The organism is Gardnerella sp. DNF01205 (genome assembly GCF_049244135.1).
Classification (GTDB): Bacteria; Actinomycetota; Actinomycetes; order Actinomycetales; family Bifidobacteriaceae; genus Bifidobacterium; species Bifidobacterium leopoldii.
The window spans coordinates 1340236-1363002 of sequence record NZ_CP058378.1; the positions used below are offsets into that span (position 1 = coordinate 1340236).

15 protein-coding genes are annotated in these 22767 nt (G+C 42.7%); 1 reads left to right on the plus strand and 14 read right to left on the minus strand.

Annotated elements, in window-relative coordinates; all coding sequences use genetic code 11:
• Window positions 1-8: 8 nt before the first annotated feature.
• The 3 genes from HXT47_RS05510 to HXT47_RS05520 all read right to left on the minus strand — a co-directional run bounded on the left by HXT47_RS05510 (window position 9) and on the right by HXT47_RS05520 (window position 4235).
• Window positions 9-923, minus strand: coding sequence for an ABC transporter ATP-binding protein (locus tag HXT47_RS05510; RefSeq protein WP_004107305.1), 915 nt, complete (start codon window positions 921-923; stop codon window positions 9-11).
• Between the two features lie 508 nt (window positions 924-1431).
• The gene (locus HXT47_RS05515; RefSeq protein ID WP_112928790.1) at window positions 1432-2658 is read right to left on the minus strand and encodes a glycosyltransferase family 2 protein; all 1227 of its coding nucleotides are present in this window, start codon (window positions 2656-2658) and stop codon (window positions 1432-1434) included.
• Complete coding sequence (locus tag HXT47_RS05520) at window positions 2655-4235, minus strand: AI-2E family transporter (RefSeq protein WP_421788986.1); 1581 nt, start codon at window positions 4233-4235, stop codon at window positions 2655-2657. The genes HXT47_RS05515 and HXT47_RS05520 overlap by 4 nt, the downstream gene beginning before the upstream one ends.
• A gap of 191 nt (window positions 4236-4426) precedes the next feature.
• On the opposite strand from HXT47_RS05520, the gene glnA reads away from it, so the two are divergent.
• A complete protein-coding gene (gene glnA / locus HXT47_RS05525; RefSeq protein ID WP_004107300.1) occupies window positions 4427-5863 on the plus strand; it encodes a type I glutamate--ammonia ligase in 1437 nt (478 codons plus the stop codon).
• Window positions 5864-6092: 229 nt separating this feature from the next.
• Here glnA and HXT47_RS05530 read toward each other — a convergent pair whose 3' ends face one another.
• The 11 genes from HXT47_RS05530 to HXT47_RS05580 all read right to left on the minus strand — a co-directional run bounded on the left by HXT47_RS05530 (window position 6093) and on the right by HXT47_RS05580 (window position 22754).
• On the minus strand, window positions 6093-6734 hold the full coding sequence (locus HXT47_RS05530; RefSeq protein WP_004107298.1) for an ABC transporter ATP-binding protein: 642 nt from the start codon (window positions 6732-6734) through the stop codon (window positions 6093-6095).
• A 105-nt stretch (window positions 6735-6839) separates the two neighbouring features.
• Complete coding sequence (locus HXT47_RS05535; RefSeq protein WP_421788988.1) at window positions 6840-8162, minus strand: ABC transporter permease; 1323 nt, start codon at window positions 8160-8162, stop codon at window positions 6840-6842.
• Window positions 8163-8236: 74 nt separating this feature from the next.
• Window positions 8237-9607, minus strand: a complete 1371-nt coding sequence (locus HXT47_RS05540) for an ABC transporter permease (protein ID WP_004118695.1) — start codon at window positions 9605-9607, stop codon at window positions 8237-8239.
• Window positions 9608-9836: 229 nt separating this feature from the next.
• Complete coding sequence (locus tag HXT47_RS05545) at window positions 9837-11231, minus strand: zinc ribbon domain-containing protein (protein WP_112928791.1); 1395 nt, start codon at window positions 11229-11231, stop codon at window positions 9837-9839.
• 75 nt (window positions 11232-11306) lie between these two features.
• Complete coding sequence (locus HXT47_RS05550) at window positions 11307-12548, minus strand: hypothetical protein (protein ID WP_421788991.1); 1242 nt, start codon at window positions 12546-12548, stop codon at window positions 11307-11309.
• 264 nt (window positions 12549-12812) lie between these two features.
• Window positions 12813-13466, minus strand: a complete 654-nt coding sequence (locus tag HXT47_RS05555; protein ID WP_004107289.1) for a peptide deformylase — start codon at window positions 13464-13466, stop codon at window positions 12813-12815.
• A gap of 176 nt (window positions 13467-13642) precedes the next feature.
• Complete coding sequence (glmM, locus tag HXT47_RS05560; RefSeq protein WP_421788993.1) at window positions 13643-15070, minus strand: phosphoglucosamine mutase; 1428 nt, start codon at window positions 15068-15070, stop codon at window positions 13643-13645.
• Between the two features lie 586 nt (window positions 15071-15656).
• A complete protein-coding gene (pepN, locus tag HXT47_RS05565; protein WP_421788995.1) occupies window positions 15657-18272 on the minus strand; it encodes an aminopeptidase N in 2616 nt (871 codons plus the stop codon).
• A 106-nt stretch (window positions 18273-18378) separates the two neighbouring features.
• Entirely contained in the window at window positions 18379-20406 is a 2028-nt protein-coding gene (locus HXT47_RS05570) for a ribonuclease J (protein WP_004118687.1), read from the minus strand.
• Between the two features lie 206 nt (window positions 20407-20612).
• Window positions 20613-22007 carry an MFS transporter gene (locus HXT47_RS05575; protein ID WP_421788997.1) on the minus strand — a complete coding sequence of 465 codons (1395 nt, stop codon included), beginning with the start codon at window positions 22005-22007 and terminating at the stop codon, window positions 20613-20615.
• A gap of 60 nt (window positions 22008-22067) precedes the next feature.
• Entirely contained in the window at window positions 22068-22754 is a 687-nt protein-coding gene (locus HXT47_RS05580; RefSeq protein ID WP_004107272.1) for a GNAT family N-acetyltransferase, read from the minus strand.
• Window positions 22755-22767: the final 13 nt, after the last annotated feature.

Genomic DNA, 22767 nt, shown 5'->3' on the forward strand with positions numbered 1-22767 from the left:
CATCCTTATTAGGCGTTGAGATTAGCAGACTTGGTAGAAGCAACAGCAGCGTTATCAGACTTGCCGCCGTTAAGCCAATCAATGCGCGCAGCCGCGTGACGTCCGCCAACAAGCTCCATAAAGCGATCTTCAAGATCTTTGCCCTGAGCCACCTCTTCAAGAGTGCCAGAAGCTGCAACATGACCTTCGTTAATAATCGCAACATGCGAGCACATTTTTTCAACCAATTCCATAACGTGCGAAGAAATAATCACCGTACCGCCAGTAGAAACATACTCGGCGAGAATATCCTTCAAATTTGCGCTAGAAACAGGGTCCACCGCCTCAAAAGGCTCGTCCAATACAAGTACGCGAGGGCTGTGAATCATAGCTGTTGCAAGGCAAATCTTCTTAGTCATACCAGTTGAATAGTCAGAAACCATAGTATTTGCAGCTTCTGTTAAATCGAAAGCAGAAAGCAAGTCGTTCGCGCGCTTTACGGATTCCGCGCGACTCATATCGCGAAGCATGCCAGCGTATGTTAAAAGTTGAAGGCCGGTAATCGTCTTAAAAATCTCATCGGCTTGAGGCATTAAACCGATTGCGCGCTTAGCACTATTTACATCGCTCCAAACGTCATTGCCAAAGATCGAAGCTGAGCCAGCATCCGGCATAAGCAAGCCCGTAAGCATTTTAATCGTAGTGGTTTTGCCGGCACCGTTCGGACCTACCAATCCGTAGAAAGAGCCTGCTGGAATGCTCAACGAAAGATTATCTACAGCAACTTTCTTGCCAAAAGTCTTAACAAATCCGCGAATAGAAACCGCTGGAACATCTGCATTGCTATCGCTAGCATCACTCGAATAAGTGTTTGCGCCAAAAACCGGAACGCTGCTAGCAAAAGCATTTCCGGACGGATATTCAGACGGAATAGAATCTACCATAAGAACCTCGCAGTATACAGATAAACGCACGCATCGCGCCACAATGCTACGCAAGCAAGCGTTTACATAGAGGTTTCTATTATCTCATACTCGCAATCTTTGCGCAATCACAACGCCATCAGCCGCCGCACTCACCACCCCAAATCCTCCTACCATCACACCAGATCACTGTTCCGTACGCTACCTTCACTGTACTAATATTCGTGTGGTAGAGATTTGAGATTTTTCGCACTGAGCGCGGCGAACGTCAGAGCCGCAGGCTGCTGATTCGCCAAGCGAAGAAGAAAAATCGAAAAATCTCTGCGATAAGATGAGGTTATTAATGGTTAGCACGCAGAGTTTGGGGGATTTCTCTACGAGCGCTAAAAGAGGACTGATGGAGCAACATTCTTTAAAGAAAGGCGAACACAATAAACGCCTTTAACAGTCAAAGCGACTGAAGGACGGGACGCGCGAGGAGAAAAATCCCCCAAAACTCGCTCCACACTATAGAATTTCATTCTTTCACTCAGCGACCGGTATGCTGAATCGGCTTCCACTCGCTCTTTGAGAAAATAGCTTGGAACGCAATAGGCACGTACGAAAGCATAAAAATCGGGAAGCTAAGAGCGTACGCAAACAGCTCCTTATTCGTGGCCCCAAGCTTATCGTGTTCAACCAAAATAGTGAGTGACACAAATATCATCATACCTAAAACGCTTGTAACAGTAGTGGTAATGAAATTAATCATTGAAGAGATTTGACTCATCCATGTTACAAATCCAAATGCAGCAAAAATAAAACCAAGTATTATTCTTGCAACAGCTAAAACCATAAACGGGAAAAGCATAAGCGTAAAATCAACCGACGAAAAATCTCTTTCGCGAATACCATGTCGAATAAGAGCTGCTCCATAGTAACGAAATACCTGCAAGAATCCCTTGCTCCAACGAAGGCGCTGCCTCCAGCTCTGCCTAAACGACACAGGCTGTTCGTCATATAATACTGCAGAACCGCAATATCCAACTTTGTCTCCATGAAGAATAGCGTCCATAGTGAATTCAAGATCCTCAGTAAGAAGATGGAATTTCCATCCGCTATTTCTGTGCATAATCTCACGCGAGAACATGAATCCAGTTCCACCAGCATGGCAACTTGAACCGAATAGCATTCGCGAGTTGTTAGTAAATCGCGATTCTCGAATAAACCAAAGTGCAGAGCCAGAAGAAACCCAATTATCTGAAAGATTCACGGAATTACGGTAGCTAGTTAAAATTTGATATCCTGCGTGGAAACCTTTATTCATTTCCTCAAAATAATGCGGATCAAGTTTATTGTCTGCATCGAAAACAAAGTACGCGTCATAAACTTTATCCGCACCAATTTTCATAATATGATCGAGGAGATAGCTGAGCGCATAACCTTTACCAACATGCTCTTTATCAAAACGTTCAATTACGTTGCATCCGCAATTGCGACCAACTTGCGCAGTAGAATCAGTGCAATTATCTGCAACAAGCCAAATATCAATAAAATCTTGTCTATATGTTTGAGTTTGAATGCAATGAATAAGATTACCTATAACAGCTTCCTCATTGCGCGCAGAAATAAGCACAGCATAATGCTTATCCATTGGCGCTTCAGGAAAAACAATAGGCTTAGCGAATAAAGATGCAACGGCACAAACACCTTGATACACAACACCGCTTATGCCAATAAGTATTACTAGTACATCAAATATTGATAGAAGAATCATCGCTTCCATCCGCTCCGTGGATTATTTTTTACGTTACTTTTACTATTTTTTGTATTGTTTACTATTTTAGACTCGCCTACTTGCAATTTTGCTTTAGGAGAATCCTTATTTTCAGAATCTACTTTACGCTTTGCAATATCTTTATTTACGGCATCTAATATTTCGCGCGAAATTGGCATTGTTGCCAATACATCAGTTTGATCAGAATCGTTAGAGGAAACTTTGCTACTATTCGCATCGTCAGAATCTGACACATAAGCTTGCTTATACCAATATAAAATATCCTCGTTCAGAGAAATGCGAGAGCTTGTGCCTTTCATTACACGATGAACACTTTCACTCATTGGATTCATGAACTTACGGCCAATCGCCTCAACGCAACGAACAATAATAGAAGTGTGATCAGGGTGAGGATCGTTCATAAGCGGAGAAGAAACTAAACTATATTGCTTCGTGCATACTCTAAAAATTGCTTGCAAACTTGCAGTCACAGGCAAAGCCAAAAATGCTCCAAGAGCACCAAATACAGCGCCCATTACAAGAACTGAAATAAAAGCTACTGCAGGATTCAGATCCATAGTCTTTTCGGAAATCTTCGGCGAAATAACCATGTTCTCAATTTGCTGATAAATCGTAATAAAAATTAATGTTGCAACAGCCGCACCAAAACCATTGGAACCCCACGCAACCAAGATAGGCAAAGCTCCACCCAAATAGCCACCAATTGTAGGCACAAACTGCGAAACAATTCCGCAGAATAAGGATAGCGGAAGCCAATACGGTATATTCATCACAATAAGGAAAATTGCGGTACCCACTGCGTTAATCGCTGCCAAAATAATTCGCGAAAATAAGAAGCTCGAAATCTGCTCTTGAACAACTGACCAAATAAATAGGAAACGACGCTGAGCTTGCGGATTCATCCAACGGCACATGCTACGACGCATAGCCGGACCTGCTGCAGAAATGTAATACGTAACCATAATAATGGTAAGCAAATCAAGCAGAACAGTCATCAATCCCCATGTTGTGTTAAGTGCTTGGCCAGCAAAATCAACAACCCAAGATGTTTGCACATGCTTCAAAATTTCCATGCCAAGCTGCTCAATATTAGGCATTTTAAAACCGGTATAGTGAAGCACAAAATTTGCAAATTGATTGTATAAATCAGGCAAGCCCATAACCATTGAAACAACCTGCTGAGCAAATAAATTACCAAACAAAGCAAGTAGCAAGCTAATTACAACAAGCAAGCCCGTTAGCGTAAAGCCAGAAGCAACTCCTCGCCTCCAACCATGCTTAATTAACCGGACAACAAGCGGTTCCATTGCGAGCGCAATAAAAATAGAAATCACAACATCGAAAACAATGAATGAAATGCTATTCCAAGCGAACCATAGGAAGATGGACACAAAAGTAACAATTGCAACGTAAATAAGTGCACGACCTAGCCAATCTGGCGGCCTTCTATCATCGCCTTTGGCTGGGAAAAGTGAAGCTAAATCTAGCTTATTTTCACTTTCCTTAATATGCTCATGCATCTTATATTCATGCATTTCTTGCTCTTGGTAATTCATAGGTACTATTGTAACTGCGCGAACTGATGAATGCGAATTAGCGGCATGTAGTATTGATTTATTCGCATCTACGCAACTACACGTAACATTATGTAACACAAACGTAACGAGATATTCGAGTCGCTGAAATCCAAAATGGCATTCATAGTCATAAACTCATTACTGGGTTTTTTAAGAAAGGAATGGTGGCCATGACCACTTTGCAAACTAAAGAAGATGCCGCAGCCCTTATTGAAAAGGAAGGCATTGAATACGTATCCGTACGATTTACTGATTTAATTGGCGTTCAGCAGCACTTTACTGTTCCTGCTGACGAGTTCTTGCACAGTGCTTTCACTGATGGAATGGCGTTCGATGGTTCTTCAATGCAAGGCTTCCAGGCTATTAACGAATCAGATATGAAGCTTATTCCAGATGTTGACACTGCTTATATTGACCCATTCCGTAAGCATAAGACTCTGAATGTTGCTTTCTCTATTGTTGACCCTGTAACAGATGAGCCATATTCTAGGGATCCTCGTCAGGTCGCTATTAAAGCAGAGTCCTATTTGAAGTCAACTGGCATTGCTGACACTGCAAGCTTTGCCCCTGAAGCTGAGTTCTTCATCTTTGATAAGGTGCGTTTTGCTAACGACATGCAACGCTCCTTCTATGAGGTTGATTCTAACGAAGCTCCTTGGAATTCCGGAATTGACACTGAGGATGACGGCAGCAACAATATTGGTTTTAAGAACCGCGTAAAGCACGGCTACTTCCCTGTGCCACCAGTAGATCACAATCAGGATTTACGCGATGACATGGTTTGCAATTTACAAAAGGTCGGCTTGATTCTTGAGCGTTCTCACCACGAAGTCGGCGGTGCAGGTCAGCAGGAAATCAACTACCGTTACAATACGCTTGTTCATGCTGGCGACGATTTGATGAAGTACAAGTATGTGGTTCATGAAACTGCTGCTTTAGCTGGTAAGGCTGCAACATTTATGCCAAAGCCAATTGCTGGAGATAACGGCACCGGCATGCACTGCCATCAGTCGCTTTGGAAGGATGGCAAGCCATTGTTCTATGCGGAAACTGGCTACGCTCAACTTTCTGATATTGCACGTTGGTACATTGGCGGCTTGATTAAGCACGCTTCTTCTGTGCTTGCATTTACGAATCCTTCGCTTAACTCTTACCATCGCTTGGTTCCAGGATACGAAGCTCCAGTCAACTTGGTTTACTCTGCTCGTAACCGTTCTGCAGCTATTCGTATTCCTCTTGCTGGTACGGAACCTGCTGCTAAGCGAATTGAGTTCCGTGCACCGGATCCTTCATGCAACCCATTCTTAGCATTCTCCGCTCAGCTTATGGCAGGTTTGGATGGTGTTGTTAACCATATTGAGCCTCCTGCCCCTGTTGATAAAGATTTGTACGAGCTTCCTCCAGAGGAGCATGACGGCATTAAGCAAGTTCCTTCTTCACTTGGTGAGGCTTTGCAAGCTTTGGAAGAGGATCACGACTTCCTTATGCAAGGCGACGTATTTACTAGCGACTTGATTGAAACTTGGCTGAATTTGAAGCATGAGGAAATGGATATGGCGCGCTTGGCTCCAACTCCACTCGAGTATGAGCTTTACTTCCACATCTGATTTGTAGTTAAGTTCTTCTAGCCAATAAGCCGGCTCTACGATTTCGCAGAGTCGGCTTTTTGTTTTGCGCGACGACCTGCTTGAGCGCAGCACAGCGCGCGCGAAAGCAACTCGGAGCGGAAACTCGCTCAGGTTGGAAGTCCAGTGGACTTCCAACGCGAGTTTCGTAAGCGAGCGCTTATAGCGCGAGCGCCATCTGCACGAATGTCGCGCTACGCCGGCTTTGGCATCAAGCAGATTGTCGCGTTAGCTGTTTATTTTTTAGCACGTATTTTACATCAGCTTGAGATGCGACCTTCGAATCATGAGTAACAACAATCACACATTTGCCATGCTCTCTAGCAGCTTTTTTTAATATTGCAATAACTTCTTTAGTTGTTGCAGGGTCAAGACTTCCAGTAGGCTCATCAGCTAAAATTACCGGCGCAGAAGATACTAAAGCTCGTCCAATTGCAACACGCTGCTGTTGGCCACCAGAAAGTTTAGTGACGTTACGATTTGCTTCTTCTTCAGTTAACCCAAGATCTATTAGCACTTGAACATCAGCATGTGAATTTACTAATCGCAAATTTTCTAATGGCGTCAAATAGTCAATAAGATTAAAATTCTGGAAAACAAGTGAAATATGTTTTTTGCGATGCTCAACATATCCTGTTTTTGCAATATCCTCACCATTGAACAATACTTCACCTTTATAAGGAGTATCTAATCCAGCTAAAAGTGAGAGCATAGTAGACTTTCCTGCTCCAGAAGCTCCCATGATACTGTACATTTTGCCAATTTCGAAATCTGCATTCACGTCATTTAATACCGCAATATTTGCAGGTCCGTAAGTGTACTTCACATTTTTTAATTGCAATAAAGCCGACATAATAAGCTCCTTATTTTTACATAATTTAAATATGATTTATACGATTTGTTCCATTTATGCGATTGCGCTTTTAGTAGAAAATTCGCATACGCAACTACATTTCTGCTAACTCATGGCACTTAGTATTTGCCGAGGCTTCTTTATTAATATTGGCAGCACTGCAACAAGTAATGCGACTATTGAAATAAGCAAACCAATAACAAAAGCAGCAAGAGTTTGCAGCAATGGCAATACTGGCATACCATCCGCAATAAATGACGAATCAGCACTATGCAAAATCACAGAACCAATAACGCCAGAAAAAGCAGCACCGAAGCCTAGCGAAATGACGAATGACACAATGTTGAGTATCACTATTTCAACAAGCAATTGACTAACTATTATTGCTCTAGATAATCCAATAGACATAAGTACGCCAATCTCGTGCATACGTCCTCTAACCCAGAACACTAATACAAGTCCAAGCACTAAAATACCAACAAAACTTAGTGCCACAAAAATCATTCGCACAAGTTGTTGCACAGAGTTAACCGAGCTTATTACATCAGACAATTGCGAAGCATTCTGCTCTACATCTGCCCACTTGCCAGCAATACTTTTAGCCTCCCGTATTGCACTAGCTAATAAATCAGAATGCTCAACAACACAACGCAAAACACTTCGATTAGAAGAACCCGCCAAAGACAACGCAGAACTTAAGTCAGTAAATATGCGGTTTTCTGACGTATCCGAAGGAAGCGCTCCTTTAGTTTGCAATTTGCCGGCAAAAATGCCAACAACGCGAACTTTTACATTAAACCCTTGCTTAAGAATTATAGTAGAACCAATCTTAAGATTATTCTTCTTAGCAAAATCACGATGCACTATTGCTCTACCAGAAGAACGATTAGTAATATGCTCACCCTGTTCTAAACGGTACAATCCTTCTTGAAAACCTTGAGATAATCGAGAATCTGTTGTGCCAGTAATTCCGGCAGCATGAGCCAAAACATCATCGTCTAGTCTTGGACCCTGCGCAGGAAGCACAAGTTGCTTTCCAACAGGCACAGCTAAAACATCGCGCTCTTCCACTACAGTTTTTACGCTCGAAATCGCAGCAAATTTACGAATTTGACTAGAGTCAATTCCTTCATTTGCGCCCAAATCTTGAGGAATTGAGGAACTAGATGTAGCAGTAGCAGAATTAGAATTTGCATTACTTTGCTCTGGAAGAGTTTCACCTCGAGTTTTTGCTCGTACAGTAAAACCTAAGCCAATACTGGATTGAATACGATCCCTAGCACCCTCAACAGAAGCACTGATACCAGCTTGTGAAACTAGCGCACTTAAAACAAGAGTCATAATCAGCACAATTATTGCGTTACGTCGAGGTTTGCGCAATATTGCAAGTTTCGCTCGAGCACATAAAGAAATTACTTCACCATTCATAATGTTACTCACTAACTTTTCAAATAACTTTCATACGACGAATTATGAAAACTATGCCGCCAAACAGCATAGTTCTACTTTTGCAATCCGAGGAGCTCACGAGGAGATTTGCATATAATTGGCAAATAAGACAACACAACTGCAATAACGATTACTGCACCAACAATTGTAGAAACTCCGACAAAACACTGAGCGTCTACTTGTACGCTAAGTGTTTCCAAAGTTTTTGTTGCCAAAGTTGATTCAAGATTTCCACCAGCTTGACCCATATTACTCAATTCACGGGCGGCTGATGATTGCACAGAGCCAAGAGCAACATTAGCCATCAACGGAGCTATAACTTTTGCAAAAAGGTAACCCACAATCAACGAAGGTATTGAAATAAGCACAATCTCAGCAAGATATTGACCAACTATAGATAATTTGCCAGTGCCAATTGCAACAAACACACCAATTTCATTACGTCGCTCATTCATCCACAGCAAAAGCACTAATGCCAAAGCAATAATAGCGAATGATACAACAGCAATTGTTGTAACAGTCATTATTGAGCGCACTCCCTTTGCTGCTTTCAACAAACCAGAAACGAACTGATCGTCACGAGTTAGTTGATAGTTTTGCAAATCAATAGGCAATTTCGCAGCTTGAGACATAATATTATCCGCATCCTCGCCGCGCTTTATTCTAAAACTTGCATCCTGATATATTTCTTTTCCAGGCTTATATTTATATAATTCGCGAGTAGTTTGCAAATCCGTATACACGGTATTAGCTGTCAATTCCGCCCTAGTTGCGACTTGACGCTTATTTGCTCCGGCATAAATTCCAACAATACGAGTTTTTACTGTTGCTGTTGATTGTTGAATATTGTCAGCATCGTAAGGATTAGCGCGAAGTGTAAGAGTATCTCCTACATGTAATCCGTTAGCTTTAGCGAGATCTTCATGAATTAGTGATGCATGAACGTTGTTAGCAATAAGATGCTTGCCTTTAGACATAGTTATTGCTTTTGTTTTAAAAGTATTTAAACCAGTAGAGTCATTCGTTCCTTCAATATTAACGGCATTCCCAAACTGCTGTTCACGCTTATTGTCATACTCTTGTACGCCTGGAATTCTTGCCGCTTTAGCATTAACTAAATCCGCTGTTACATTTTGTCGAACAACGTAGGAAGCAATTCCATTTAACTTTGCAATTGCCTGTACATCTTTAGGTTTTACAGTTCCAGCTCCTCTAGGAGTTCCAGGGTTTATTTGAGGGTTATTTGCGAGCACAAAACTAGACTCTGCTTGCGCTTCAACTTTTTCTCCTTCTCTACCTGCAGCATTTGAAACTGCAGAAGTAGAAAATAACAATGTCGAAATAAGAAATACAATAATGAAAACTATTGCTGTTTTTATTCGTTTCCTCAGAATGTAGCGTATTGCACGAGAGATAAACGTCATCGACTACCTTTCTTCATTGAAAATTGCTTGTATATCAACCTTTAAATATACGGACTACCAGTATAACATATCCATACTGAAAAATGCGTTTAGTGTCATACTTTACAATGCGCAAATCTACCAGTGCGCAAATCTACGCTATAAAAAAATTCCCCTCTGCAAAACAAATTGTAGAGGGAAACTTTTATTCGTATTTAATGCGCCTTTAAATTTTGCACATTCGTTAGGTTTAGTCTTGGTTAAAATCTATTACTAGCTTATTATCTTTAATACTAAACTTTCCATAAACATAACCACTATTTCTAGTGTGCGAGTCTCTCCAATCACTATCATCATCATCGTCCTTATAGCGATAAGTAATGTCTACACCAACCTCATCGCTCTGAAAAGTTCCTGACGACATGTTAACTTGATCCAACATAGGAGTGCTATTAACACTACGCTTAATATTGTCATATTTATAGCTGGTATAGTAACTAAAGCTTGCAAATCTACAACTCTCTGGAACATCAGTTTCAGTTGACGCTACACATTTATCGACATGCTTTTGAATAGCCTTAGTAAGCTCATCCTTTAATGTTTCTGTAGCTTCTAACTCTAAACTTGCAGATTCCGAACTATCTTTTTCGCTAATTGACGCGTCAGCAGAATTTGTGGTCCACAGTTGCGAACTTTTTGCAGATTCAATATGGTAAGCACCAGGATACACTGGAAGTCTATATTCTGTAGCTGATGTATATACTGAATAACCGTATTCTGAACTGTAGCTTTCACCGTCATATTTCGGCGATTTTTTGAGAGTAGACAAATTTATTTCAGAATCATTAACTTTTATTTTATCAACTTCATTTGGCACAGTTATGGTAATGTGACCAAATGGTGGATATTGAACTTTATAAGAGTCAAAGAATAGCCACTGTTTGCCAGCTGGTACAAGGCTTATTACCGCCGAAGCATCACTATCGCCAATTTTGTAAGAAAGCTTAAATGAATTGTATGGGCCACTATCAACACTCATGTAAGACATATGATTCTTGGAAGCTCTGCCTATTGCGCTTGTAAGTAAGGCACGATAATTTTCTGGAACTTTAGAAGAAGACCAATCTGTCATATTGTTAGCTTCATCAAAATTGCCTTCTTGCAAAGACTTCACATAACGTTGAATTGTTGCTTGTGGAGAATACACATTCTGTTGAATAACTGTATAACCTATACCAAGAACCACAATAACAATGCCAATTACAATAAGCATAATTTTTGTGCTGTGTTTCATAGGCGTGCTTCTCACAACATTACCTGCTACGAAATTAGGATTAAACGAATCAGGAGCATAATATTCTGTAGGCTGATTTTGCGAATAATCCTGCTGATTATAGTACTGTTGATTTGAATAATCCTGCTGTCCATAAGTATTTTGACTGCTATAAACAGGTTGAGGATAAGCTTGCGTATTCTGCTGAATGAACTGCGTTTGTTGTACATCGTTCATTTGATTTTGCTGATATTGAGCACTTTGCATTGGCTGATAACTTGAATTAGCTTGCTGCGGCACAAGACTAGCTCCACAAGATGAGCATACTATAGCTCCATAAGCATTTTGACTGTTGCAATATGGACAATTCATATATTTCTCTCCGTATATTTTTACAAAATAAGCCTAGCAGACAAGACTGCTAGGCTTATGACTTATTAGATATATTTACTTAAATAAATTAGCTAGGTCTTGTGCTTTATTCATAAGATTATTCGAAGGAACCAAGGAATTAACCATAGCAGTATTGATTGCAGCAACGATAAATATTGCAACAATTCCAATCAAGATAAAGATAACCCACATCCACTCACGATCAAGCTTACCCTTGTAGTGTGCAGTTGCCATAAACGATACAGGAATGAGCATCAATAATACCAAGTAAAGTGTGTGCAAAGACATAGATGGAACTTGCAAAACAGCACTAGGATTATTCATTAACAATGAGATGTCTGAATTGCTGTAGATTATAGATGCAACTAAAGAATCACTGCCTTCTACTTTTCCTTTAAAGTAATTCATAACAGGAATAGATGGAGCAATGAAAGTCAAAATCACTGAAACAATTTGCAAGCCTAAAAGCGGTACGAGTTTCTGAGCAAAAAGAACGTGAAGCTGAGCTGGCGAAACCTCTTCACCAAACATCTTCATGCCAAGCAAAGCTACACCGTATACAGCGTATACGGTAATCATTCCAATAACAAACTTATAGAAGAATAGTGTAAAAGGCACACCAGGAGTTTGCTGTCCAGCGAACTTAGATACAAGTTCCAAAGCAGTGCTATTAGAAGCATTGTAGAAAGAAAGCGAAGAGAAATATGCTTGGAAACCAAACAGCAAACCAGAAATCACAGAAATTAAAACTGCGTAAATATTAGATACGCGATACCTCTGAGAAGGATTCTTAAGAGCAGTTACTAACCAACGGAAGAAGTTCATCATCTGTTCAGCATTAAGCTGGTTTGAAATTTGGCTATAGTGCGAAACGCCTGGAGTATTTGGGCGATTCTGCATACCCGGCATTCCTGGCTGAGCTGGCATACCCTGCTGAGCATATGGATAGCCTGGACGTTGCATATTTGGCATACCCTGCTGAGGCATTCCTGGCTGAGCTGGCATACCCTGCTGAGGCATACTAGAACGCGCAAACTGAGGAGCATGCTGCGCAATAGGCTGAGCAGGCGCCGGCTGAGCTGGTGTAGGCTGAACATGCACTTGCTGAACAGGCACTGGCTGAGCTGGAGCATGTTGAACAGGTACTGACTGAACAGGTGCCGGCTGAGCAGGTGTTGGCTGAACAGGTGCCGGCTGAACGGGTGCCGGCTGAGCAGCCTCAAACTTGTTACCACAACCCTTGCAGAATTTTGCAGTATCAATATTCTGGGTACCGCATTGAGCGCAAACTTTCACTCGTCTCTCCTTTGTTAATGGAACAGATCCCATAAATTTGCTAACCGAAAAATGTTTAACAAACCACTTGCGCTCAATTCTATTACTAAAAGCACACAAAACAAACCAGACGTAACAAAAAAGTGCTTGTTTGAAACAAAAAATTCTATAAACACGACATAAATCAGTAAAAAATACGACGCAAAAATAGAAAAACAGAAAAATATAGTCAGTATCTATTAATCAAAAACAAAATCAAATTAATAAATAAATTGACAATAAAACCTAGATAGCAAATCCCAAAGTGCGAGCCGCCGCCACTGGAACTGCTTCATCTGCCCAATAATCCTCAAGGTTCTCATCAGTGGAAAGTGAACGCATTTCTGCACGATCAATATAAAGTTCACCACGAAGATGATCTGTTTCGTGCTGGAAAATACGCGCAGGCCAACCATGCAAACGCTCGGAATGTTGTTTGCCGTCCTCATCCTGCCAAGTAGCCTGAATATCAAGCCAACGTTGACGTACAGCCTGATAGCCGGAAACGCTTAAACAACCTTCATAAAAACTACGAGTTTGCGTACCAATAGGCTCATAATGAGGGTTAATAATAGCTCTAAACGGAAGCTCTGCGATGTCACGAGGATCGTCCTCATCATCACGAACATGATCTTCAATAACAGCAATAGCAAGACCAAGACCAATTTGAGGAGCAGCTAAACCAACTCCCGGAGCTTCCAACATTGTGCTATGCATTAACGAAATTAGCTTAGTAAGAGTTGCACGTGTAAGCTGACCATCATACGCAACAGTACGCTGGCGAAGAACAGGCTCACCTGCCTGCACAATCGGCAAAATGCCGTCTTCTGTAGCGGAATCAAGCAAGCGCTCAACAGCGCGACTGAGCTTAGTATCAACACTTGCGTGATGCGTAAACATAGGACTCCTTTTCACCGTTTTAAATAACGCGCATAATAACGCGAAAATATACAAAATTTACATGCCGCGAGCAGAATTTGAAAGCAGCACTAAAGATATAAGTGTATCAAAATTATTTGCGCACTGCTAGAGCCGACTGAGATGTAAGCAAACAGAGAACGCAAAAGTAAGCAAACTTATAACTTCAGATTATCAACCACAACTTGAGCAAGACGAGCGCAAACCTCATCCGCCTGAGTTTGAGTTGCAGCCTCGCACATAACGCGCACAAGAGGCTCGGTGCCGCTAGGACGCAAAAGCACGCGACCTGTATTTCCAAGAAGTTTCGATTCTTTCTCAACAGCTGCAAGCACAGCTGCGTTAGTTTTCGAAGCCATTTTATCTACATTTGGCACATTTACAAGAGCTTGCGGAAGCTGTGGGAAGTCTGCAGCCATTTGCGAAAGTTTCTTGCCTGAACGCACAACTTCACGGCACAAAGTCAAAGCAGTAAGCGTACCGTCGCCGGTGGTTGCAAATTCGCGATTAATAACGTGACCAGACTGCTCGCCGCCGAGCGAATAATCGTGCTTGAGCATTTCTTCAAGAACGTAGCGATCGCCAACGTTTGTTTGCACTGTTGCAATATCCATATCTTTAAGAGCAAGTTTTAAGCCAAGATTGCTCATAACTGTAACTACAAGAGTGTCATGATTAAGCTTGCCTTCAGCCTTTTTAGCGCGAGCAAGAATACCCATAATTTGATCGCCATTAACCATATTGCCGTTTTCATCGACAGCCAAGCAGCGGTCTGCGTCGCCATCAAACGCAACACCTAAATCAGCCTTAGAAGCTTTAACCATAGCTTGTAACTGCTCAGGATGAGTCGAGCCCGCATGATCGTTAATGTTGTAGCCGTCAGGAGATGCGTTAATAACTACAACTTCTGCACCAGCGCGGCGCAAAGCCTCAGGAGCAACAACAGAAGTAGCACCATTCGCGCAATCTGCTACAACACGCAAACCTGCAAGCGGCTTTGGGCGCGTAGTAGAAGCGTTACTTAAAGGCGCAACAGCAGAAACTAAATGATCAATATACAAGTTAGTAGCTGTAGTAGTATCATGGCTGACTCGACCTACACCAGCACCAGTTGGACGCTCCCAATCTTGACCAAGCACAGCCTCAATCTCATCTTCCTTGCTATCTGGAAGCTTAAAGCCTCCGCGCGCAAAGAATTTAATGCCGTTATCTGGCATAGGATTATGCGACGCAGAAATAACAGCACCCATTTCAACGTTAAGCACGGAAGTGAGGAAAGCAACGCCAGGAGTTGGGATAATTCCAGCATCGATAACATCAAAACCGCCAGCACTCATGCCAGCAGCGAGAGCAGAAGCTAGAAAATCGCCAGAAACGCGAGTATCTCTACCAATAAGCGCGCGGCGACGAGCGTGAGCGGAGCGAGAAGAAGTATCTGATGACGCTTCTTCTTCTGCAGCAGACGCAAACGCGCTTTTATCTCCCAAAACGCGCACTGCAGCGTCACCTAAATCTAACGCAAGTTGCGCTGTTAAATCGCGATTTGCTAATCCACGCACACCGTCTGTACCAAACATTCTTGGCATAATAAAGCCTCTTTCGCAAAAATCACTTCATCCTGCGCGCAAGCAAACAACATCGCATACTAGCGCGTCACACACTATCCGCAATTCTACTCACTGTTTCGCATAACGCGCTAGCGCAGCAAAGAAGCTTTGCAGTAATGCTTCTGCGAACATCGATTACTTGTTGATTAGTGAACTTTAACATTCATGCTCTGCAGATATTGAATACTTATCCCCTAGTGGACACTAGCATTCGCGCTGCTGCACAAACTGCACCAGACTCTCCTACCACACCACAAAACACTAGCGTTTTTATCAGTAGTGAGGGGTGGGTGTTGCTTGGTCGAGCAATATAAAAGCGGAGCGATAGTAATAATCGTGATGATGAATAACTATTTCCGCAGAAAAAGTAAGCAAAAAACTAAACTTAACTACCTATCCACTAGTCCAAATGAGGTATAGGAGCGTAGCGCTGCGAGACAAGTAACCCCACCCCTCACAGCCACTCCAGAAAACTGCCAGCCAAGCACCACATTAAACAAAAAAACTCGCGCCACATTAAACAAGAACTTACTTGCTCAATGCAGCGCGAAAGCAGGACATCGCACTAGCGCAAGGAAGCGTTGTAATGCTGCACTTTAAGCGTGCGACGCGAAGAATCAAGGCTACCAAGCACCATGCGTCGCAAAGCCTGATCCGCATCAGCATGAGCCTCAAGCCACTTTTCACCGTGCTTAACCAGCTCCTCAACCGGCGCATACACAGGATACAAGCCCTCAATCAGAGCCTCAGCCATATGGAATGTGCGGTTCTTCCAAATCCACTCAACTTCAGCAAAGTAGCGCTCAACATAAGGCTTAACCAAATCGCCTTTAGCTGTGCTTGCAAAGCCGGCAACCACAGCACCCATTTGCATATTAGTTAAATCGAGATTACGCAAAGCCTGTTCGAAAGCCCAATCCTTAGCTTCTGCAGTTGAGCGAGCTGCACGAGCTTGGTAAGCATATTCGCGATTCTCGGTAGTATCGCGCTTAGCGAGTTCCGCGTCAATTCCAGCTTCGTCCAAAGCATTCACGCCTGCGAGCGCAATCAAAATGCTCCAGCGCAAGTCGTTGTCGATTTCCAAGCCTTCCAAGCGCACGGAACCGTCGAGCAAGCCGTTAGCTACGCGCAAGAACTCAGCATCTCCAACTTCGCCGTATCCAAGATAAGCCTTAACGAGCTGGAATTGCTCGTCGGAACCTGCAGAAGCTGCCAAAGCCAACTGCCACAATTCGTGAGCAACATGCTTTGCGACTTCTGCTTGACGCTCTGAGACAACGTAGTGGCTTGCAGTTACTTTCACTTGACCAAGAGCATAGCGGAAAGTAGTTGATTCGCGCTCAGTTGCCAAAGCTTTAAGGCTGAGTTCCACGAAGCGTTCTGCTGGGAATTCTGCGTCGCGAGTCATGTCCCACAACGCGAGCCAAATAAGTGAGCGAGTCAAAGAATCCTTGAAACGATACAAGTTTTCGGCAGCAAATTCAAGCGACTTTTCGTCAAAACGTAGCTTCGTGTAAGTCAAGTCGTCATCGTTTACAAGGATAAGTGCTGGCATTTTTTCGCCGCGCGCCTCAACAACTTCCGTCACTTCGCCGTCTACGTCAAGTTCGATTCGCTTTGTGCGCTTAATTTCGCCAGTTGCTTCGTCTACATTGTAGAATCCAACAGCCAAACGGTGTGCGCGAAGAACAGGATGCTCAGCTGGCGCGCTCTGACGCAAACGCAAGGAAGCAATAGTGCCGTCACCTGCTTCTTCGACTTCGGTAGAAATCGTGTTAATTCCAGCCTTTTCAAGCCATTGAGCACTCCAAGCTTTAAGATCGCGGCCGCTTGTAAGCTCTAACTCGTGCAACAAATCGGCCAAAGTTGCGTTGCTGTATGCGTGCTTGCTCAAGTAGTTGTGAATTCCTTCAAAGAACTTTTCGCGACCAACATACGCTACGAGTTGCTTCAATACGGAAGCACCCTTTGCATAAGTGATGCCGTCGAAGTTGACGGAAGTGTCATTCAAATCGTTGATTGGAGCCACGATTGGGTGCGTTGTTGGAAGCTGATCTTGATTAAGTGCCCAGCTTTTTTCGCCGGAATTGAAAGTGCTCCAAGCGTCATGCCATTCGGTTGCTTCAGCAGTTGCAAGAGTAGAAGTGAATTCTGCGAAGGATTCGTTAAGCCACAAATCATTCCACCACTTCATGGTCACGTAGTCGCCGAACCACATGTGTGCAAGCTCATGCAAAACTGTTACAACGCGGCGCTCAGCATAAGCGTCCGTGACTTTGGATTCAAACACGTATTGATCGCGAATCGTAACCATACCAATGTTTTCCATAGCTCCAGCGTTATATTCTGGCACGTAAATCTGATCGTACTTTGCGTACGGATACGGCACTCCCCAAGTCTTAGCGTAGAAAGCAAAACCTTTCTTCGTAATATCGAACAAGTAGTCAACGTCTTTTGCAAAAGCGTCTTTAAGTGCCTGACGGCAGTACATTGCCATTGGCACTACGCGACCGTCTTCGTTGTCGTAAGTTGTGTGCCATTGCGCGTAAGGTCCTGCGCAAATAGCAGTTAAATAAGAGCTCATCTTTGGAGTTGACTCGAATACCCAGTGCTTCATGCCTTCTACAGCACCATTTTCCAAAGTGCCTGCTTCAGTTTCGCGGCCCTCTAACGCTGTTTCGCTTTTAATTGGCATGTTTGAAGTAACGATCCAGCTTTCTGGAGCATCAACCGTAAAATCAAAAACAGCTTTCAAATCTGGCTGATCAAATACAGCATAAACACGGCGAGCATCCGGCACTTCGAACTGAGTATATAAATACACGTTTCCGTCAGAAGGATCGACACTTCTGTGCAAACCCTCGCCCGTGTTGGAATACTGGCAGTTTGCTACAACTTCTACGGTATTATGCTCAAGCAAATTTGCAAGCTCAATTCGGCTGTCTGCAAAAACTTTAGAAACGTCAAGATCGGTACCGTTTAACACCACGGATTCTACGCTGTTTGCAATTAAATCGAGGAAGCTTGCGCTACCAGCCTTAGCATCGAACTCAATCTTTGTGCGCGAAGTAAAATCGCGTCCGCCTTTTCCTAAATCGAGCGCAACATCGTAGTGAATTGGCATTTGGATAGCGTCGAAACGCTCTTGAGCTTCTACGCGAGTAAGATTTGCTCCTGGCATATTTTGTACCTTTCTTATTTTTTCTTATTTTTAATTATATTTACGATTATTTTCAGCTATTTACGAATAATCGCGAATATTTTTCTTTATTTTTGATTATTTTTCATTATTCTTGACTATTTTTTGCAATATCCGCAACTACCGGAACGAGCATAGGCTTCCTGCGTAAAGCGCGAGCCACCCAACTGCCCAATGTGCGTCGCATAATTTGCTGCAATTTATAAGTATCGTGCTCGCCGCGCATCATAGCATCTTGCAACTGTTCAACAATTTGATGACGAACCTTCTCAAAATCAGCCTCGTCTTCAGCAACAGCATTCAAGAAAATCTTTGGACCAGAAACCACGTCAGCGTGCTCTGTATCAACTACAACAAAGCTCGAAACGAAACCTTCCGTGCCCAAAATTCTGCGCTTTTCAAGCTCTTCATCTGTAAGCTCACCGACAGAATCACCATCAACATACACGTAACCGCATGGCACAGAACCAACAACTGCAGCATTGCCATGATACAAATCCACAACATCGCCGTCTTCAGCAAGCACAACGTTATTTGGATCAACGCCAGTTTTTACTGCAATCAATCCGTTTGCAACCAAGTGACGATGCTCACCATGAATTGGCATGGCGCACTTTGGCTTCACAATGTTGTACAAGTACAGCAACTCGCCTTCATTGCAATGACCAGACACGTGGATAGCAGCATTATCTTTGTTAATTACGCGCGCACCCAACTGCACAAGCTTATTAATAACTTTGTAAACCTCATGCTCGTTGCCTGGAATAAGCGAACTTGCAAGAATAACAGTATCGAATTCGTTAACAGTAATATCTCGGTGACTGCCATCTGCAATACGCCCAAGCGCAGCCATAGGCTCACCTTGTGAACCAGTGCACATGTATACGAGCTTGTCATCCTGAATATCCTTCGCCTGTTTTAAGTCAACAACAGTATTTTCAGGAATATGCAAGTAGCCTAAATCCGCAGCAATTGACATATTGCGAACCATCGAGCGACCAACGAACACAACTTTGCGCCCAAACTTATGCGCAGCGTCAACCACTTGTTGCACGCGATGAACGTGACTTGAGAAGCTAGCAACAATAATTTTGCGCGTAGCTTCAGCAAAAGCGCGATCCAAAGCCGGACCAATCGAAGTTTCAGGCTTCACAAATCCTGGTACTTCAGCATTAGTGGAATCAGCCATAAGCAAATCTATGCCTTGCTCACCTAAACGCCCGAACTCAACTAAATCAGTAATGCGATGGTCAAGAGGAAGCTGGTCAAGTTTAATATCTCCAGTATCAATAAGCGTTCCGGCCGGAGTTTTTACGCACACAGCGAGCGCATCTGGAATAGAATGCGTAACAGTAATAAATTCAAGGTTAAACGGACCGACTTTCATCTTATCGCGACCTTCTACGCGAATAAGCTCCGGATCAATATGATGCTCTTTGCACTTAGCTTCCACAAAAGCAAGAGTTAGCTTTGAACCAATTAACGGAATGTCGGGACGCATTTTAAGAAGGTAAGGCACACCACCGATATGATCTTCGTGACCATGCGTTAAAACCAATGCCTCAACTTTGTCTAAGCGATCTTGAATGTAGTGAAAATCTGGGAGAATCAAATCAACGCCTGGCTGCTCTTCTTCTGGGAATAGCACACCACAATCGATAAGCAGAATATGACCGTTATATTCAATTACGTTCATATTGCGGCCGATTTCACCCAAACCACCAAGCGGTACGATTCGCATTGAGCCTTTACGATACTTTGGCGGCGCAATAAGCGCACCTTCTCTTTGATCGTTAACTACAGGAGGAAGAACATTTCCTGTTCTACGAGTTGATGACTTTGCGTTTTCTGTTTTAGTTTCTTTGTTGAATTTAGCTTTTTTAGTTGATTTAGTTTTAGCAGATTTTACATCTTTAGTAGATACTGATTTAGTTGAAGTATCAGAAGACATTTTTTTATTCACTTTTTTCACCGACTGTCGAATTTGCTTAGACGACGCAGAAGATTCTTGGTTATTAAGAGAACGCATATTATCAGCGTCAGATTGCAACGCATCGCGTACTACTTCAGCAAGAATTTCCTCAGTACGTTCATCATATTCTATTTTCATATTCATCTCACTACATCTTGCGATATTGCGCACTTCTTTCTAGTGTACCGTTAGGACTCAACTCAGCTTTTGTAACTGAAACGGCAGAAACTTTACAGCGGCGTAAAGAAACTGCCGTTCCCTAGCCAAAAAGCGGCAGAAACTTTACACAGCTGTAAAATTTCGGTCGGATTAAAGCGAAAAAACGGCAGAAACTTTACACGCGTGCGCAGTTAATGTCGCTTTTTAAGCACCATTACAATAAACCAGCCGAACGTTGCGATAGGTATAGCTGCCATTGTTGAAATCCACGGAACCATCATTCCGGCATGCGAATTCCACGAGTCTATTGCAGCTCCAGCAGCCATCGAACCTAAAGAACAGCCGACAGCAGACGCAGTTGGTAGCCATGAAAGACCTTCCGTAAGCGATTCTTCAGGGACAGTTGCTTTAACGATAAGATTTCCAGTAGCAAAAATTGGCGAAACGCATAAGCCGGAAAGCACTTCAAAAACGCTCATAAGCATAAGTCTGTCAATATTAAGACTCATAAGCACAAATCCAACAGTTAAACCAGTCAAAAATACAATCAAATGCGACCAATTAGAACCGCGGAATTTATGCGATCCAAAAATAATCGCTCCCACAAGCGAACCGCATGCAAACAATGCCAGCTGCATACCAATAAAATGATCAAGTCCTTGAGCTTTCATTGCAGCTGTTACAGACACGTCAAATGCACTAAAACTCATATTAAACACAACAAACATGAGCACTAGCGGGATAATACCGCGGTAAAGCAGCACGTTTTTGCCACGCTTTTTTGAGTGATGATTGTGCAATTGCTTAAGACTAAATTTGTCTGCAAATGAGCGTTTCGGTTCTTGCTTTTGAGATTCCGCATAATCTTTAGAAATTTCATCTTCTTTTTGAGAAGCGATTAATACATCAACGTCTTCAGCTGCAGCAGTTGGAACTTCCACTACTTTAAGCACAGCAGGTTGAGTATTTTTTAGAGAAAAGAACCAAGCTCCGCCCAATCCACTTGCAAATACTGGCACGAATAATTGCGAAACAGGATGCACAGAAGTTGCTAACCACGCAGCTAAAATAGGTCCTAATATAAACACAATTTCATCGATACCAGATTCCAACGCATAAGCAACGTTTAATAAAGAATCGTCATTTTCTGCACGCAATGTATAAGCCCAACGAGTACGCACCAACGCGCCAAAAGCAAACTGAGTTACGCCCATCACAATTGCTAGCACAAAAAGCAAAACAAGAGGAACCTTAAATAACGCTGCACATGCAAAAGAAATCATAGCGATTACTTGTGCACTTAGCGCAATAACTCCAACTTTACGCTGACCAAAACGGTCGAAAAGCTTAGCATACACAGGAGTTACCGCAGCTTGTGCAAGCACATACGACGCAGACATTGCTCCAGCAATAGTCCAGTTGTTATACAAATGGTTTAATGCAAGAACAATCCCCAACGCAATCATAGACATTGGCAAACGCGCAATTGCGCCTGCTACGCAAAACGCTTTAGCTCCATTAAATGAAAATAATCTAGAATATTGAGAAAATACCGATGCTTTCTTAGTTGCCGTTTGCGACGACATATATTTCTTTGCTCCTTTTGTCAAGCAAGTCACGCACGTTATACATTTGCATATTTTTTATTAGCACGTTTTAGAACGAGCATTCGCTTGCTTTGAACGAACTCTCGGCTCACCTGAGTAAATATACAAGTCATCCACCAAAGATTTCACGTTCTTAGCTTCATAAGGATGATCCGAACGCATAAAAGAAGCATCTCTTCTAAGCCCGTGATAATCATAAAAGCTTACGTCGCACGCTGAATCAGTATGCAAATAGTAACGATTTACGCCATTATTTCTTAGCATATGCATTGTTCGCTTCCACAAGCCTCCACCGACACCATGCCCACGAGCATCCGGAGATACAAGGAAAAGCTCCAATTCCGCTTGAGTTAAATTATTAATATGAGATTTTGCTTCAAGTTTAGTTTCCAACGCGCGCATGCCATACGCTTCTTCTAAAGCGAGAGCATAGTTTTTGTCACAATTTTCTTTCATTGCGGCTTCTTGCTCGCGAAGCATTCTCCCTACTTCTGGAAATAAAACAGGTGCGCCAAAAACTCGCGCCAAAAGCAGACCCATAAACTTACCGTCTACTTCAGCAATAGTACCATGCGTTGAAGGTTCCAAGTAATGCAACACACATCTTCGAGAAAGACTTAACGAAGCATCTTTCCCAACTTCTTGCGCAATACCCCAAGTACGTTCATATTCTTTAACCATTGCATCAATATCGCTGAGTTTTACAGAACGAAATTCAACAGTCATGATTCTTCCTTAC

What these genes read in the sequence shown, in the direction of transcription:
- glmM (WP_421788993.1), bottom strand. Translation starts at nt 15,070, where the DNA reads ATGCCAAGAATGTTTGGTACAGACGGTGTGCGTGGATTAGCAAATCGC.
- HXT47_RS05575 (WP_421788997.1), bottom strand. Translation starts at nt 22,007, where the DNA reads ATGTCGTCGCAAACGGCAACTAAGAAAGCATCGGTATTTTCTCAATAT.
- HXT47_RS05555 (WP_004107289.1), bottom strand. Translation starts at nt 13,466, where the DNA reads ATGTTTACGCATCACGCAAGTGTTGATACTAAGCTCAGTCGCGCTGTT.
- HXT47_RS05520 (WP_421788986.1), bottom strand. Translation starts at nt 4,235, where the DNA reads ATGAATTACCAAGAGCAAGAAATGCATGAATATAAGATGCATGAGCAT.
- glnA (WP_004107300.1), top strand. Translation starts at nt 4,427, where the DNA reads ATGACCACTTTGCAAACTAAAGAAGATGCCGCAGCCCTTATTGAAAAG.
- HXT47_RS05530 (WP_004107298.1), bottom strand. Translation starts at nt 6,734, where the DNA reads ATGTCGGCTTTATTGCAATTAAAAAATGTGAAGTACACTTACGGACCT.
- HXT47_RS05570 (WP_004118687.1), bottom strand. Translation starts at nt 20,406, where the DNA reads ATGAATATGAAAATAGAATATGATGAACGTACTGAGGAAATTCTTGCT.
- HXT47_RS05545 (WP_112928791.1), bottom strand. Translation starts at nt 11,231, where the DNA reads ATGAATTGTCCATATTGCAACAGTCAAAATGCTTATGGAGCTATAGTA.
- HXT47_RS05515 (WP_112928790.1), bottom strand. Translation starts at nt 2,658, where the DNA reads ATGATTCTTCTATCAATATTTGATGTACTAGTAATACTTATTGGCATA.
- pepN (WP_421788995.1), bottom strand. Translation starts at nt 18,272, where the DNA reads ATGCCAGGAGCAAATCTTACTCGCGTAGAAGCTCAAGAGCGTTTCGAC.
- HXT47_RS05580 (WP_004107272.1), bottom strand. Translation starts at nt 22,754, where the DNA reads ATGACTGTTGAATTTCGTTCTGTAAAACTCAGCGATATTGATGCAATG.
- HXT47_RS05510 (WP_004107305.1), bottom strand. Translation starts at nt 923, where the DNA reads ATGGTAGATTCTATTCCGTCTGAATATCCGTCCGGAAATGCTTTTGCT.
- HXT47_RS05535 (WP_421788988.1), bottom strand. Translation starts at nt 8,162, where the DNA reads ATGAATGGTGAAGTAATTTCTTTATGTGCTCGAGCGAAACTTGCAATA.
- HXT47_RS05540 (WP_004118695.1), bottom strand. Translation starts at nt 9,607, where the DNA reads ATGACGTTTATCTCTCGTGCAATACGCTACATTCTGAGGAAACGAATA.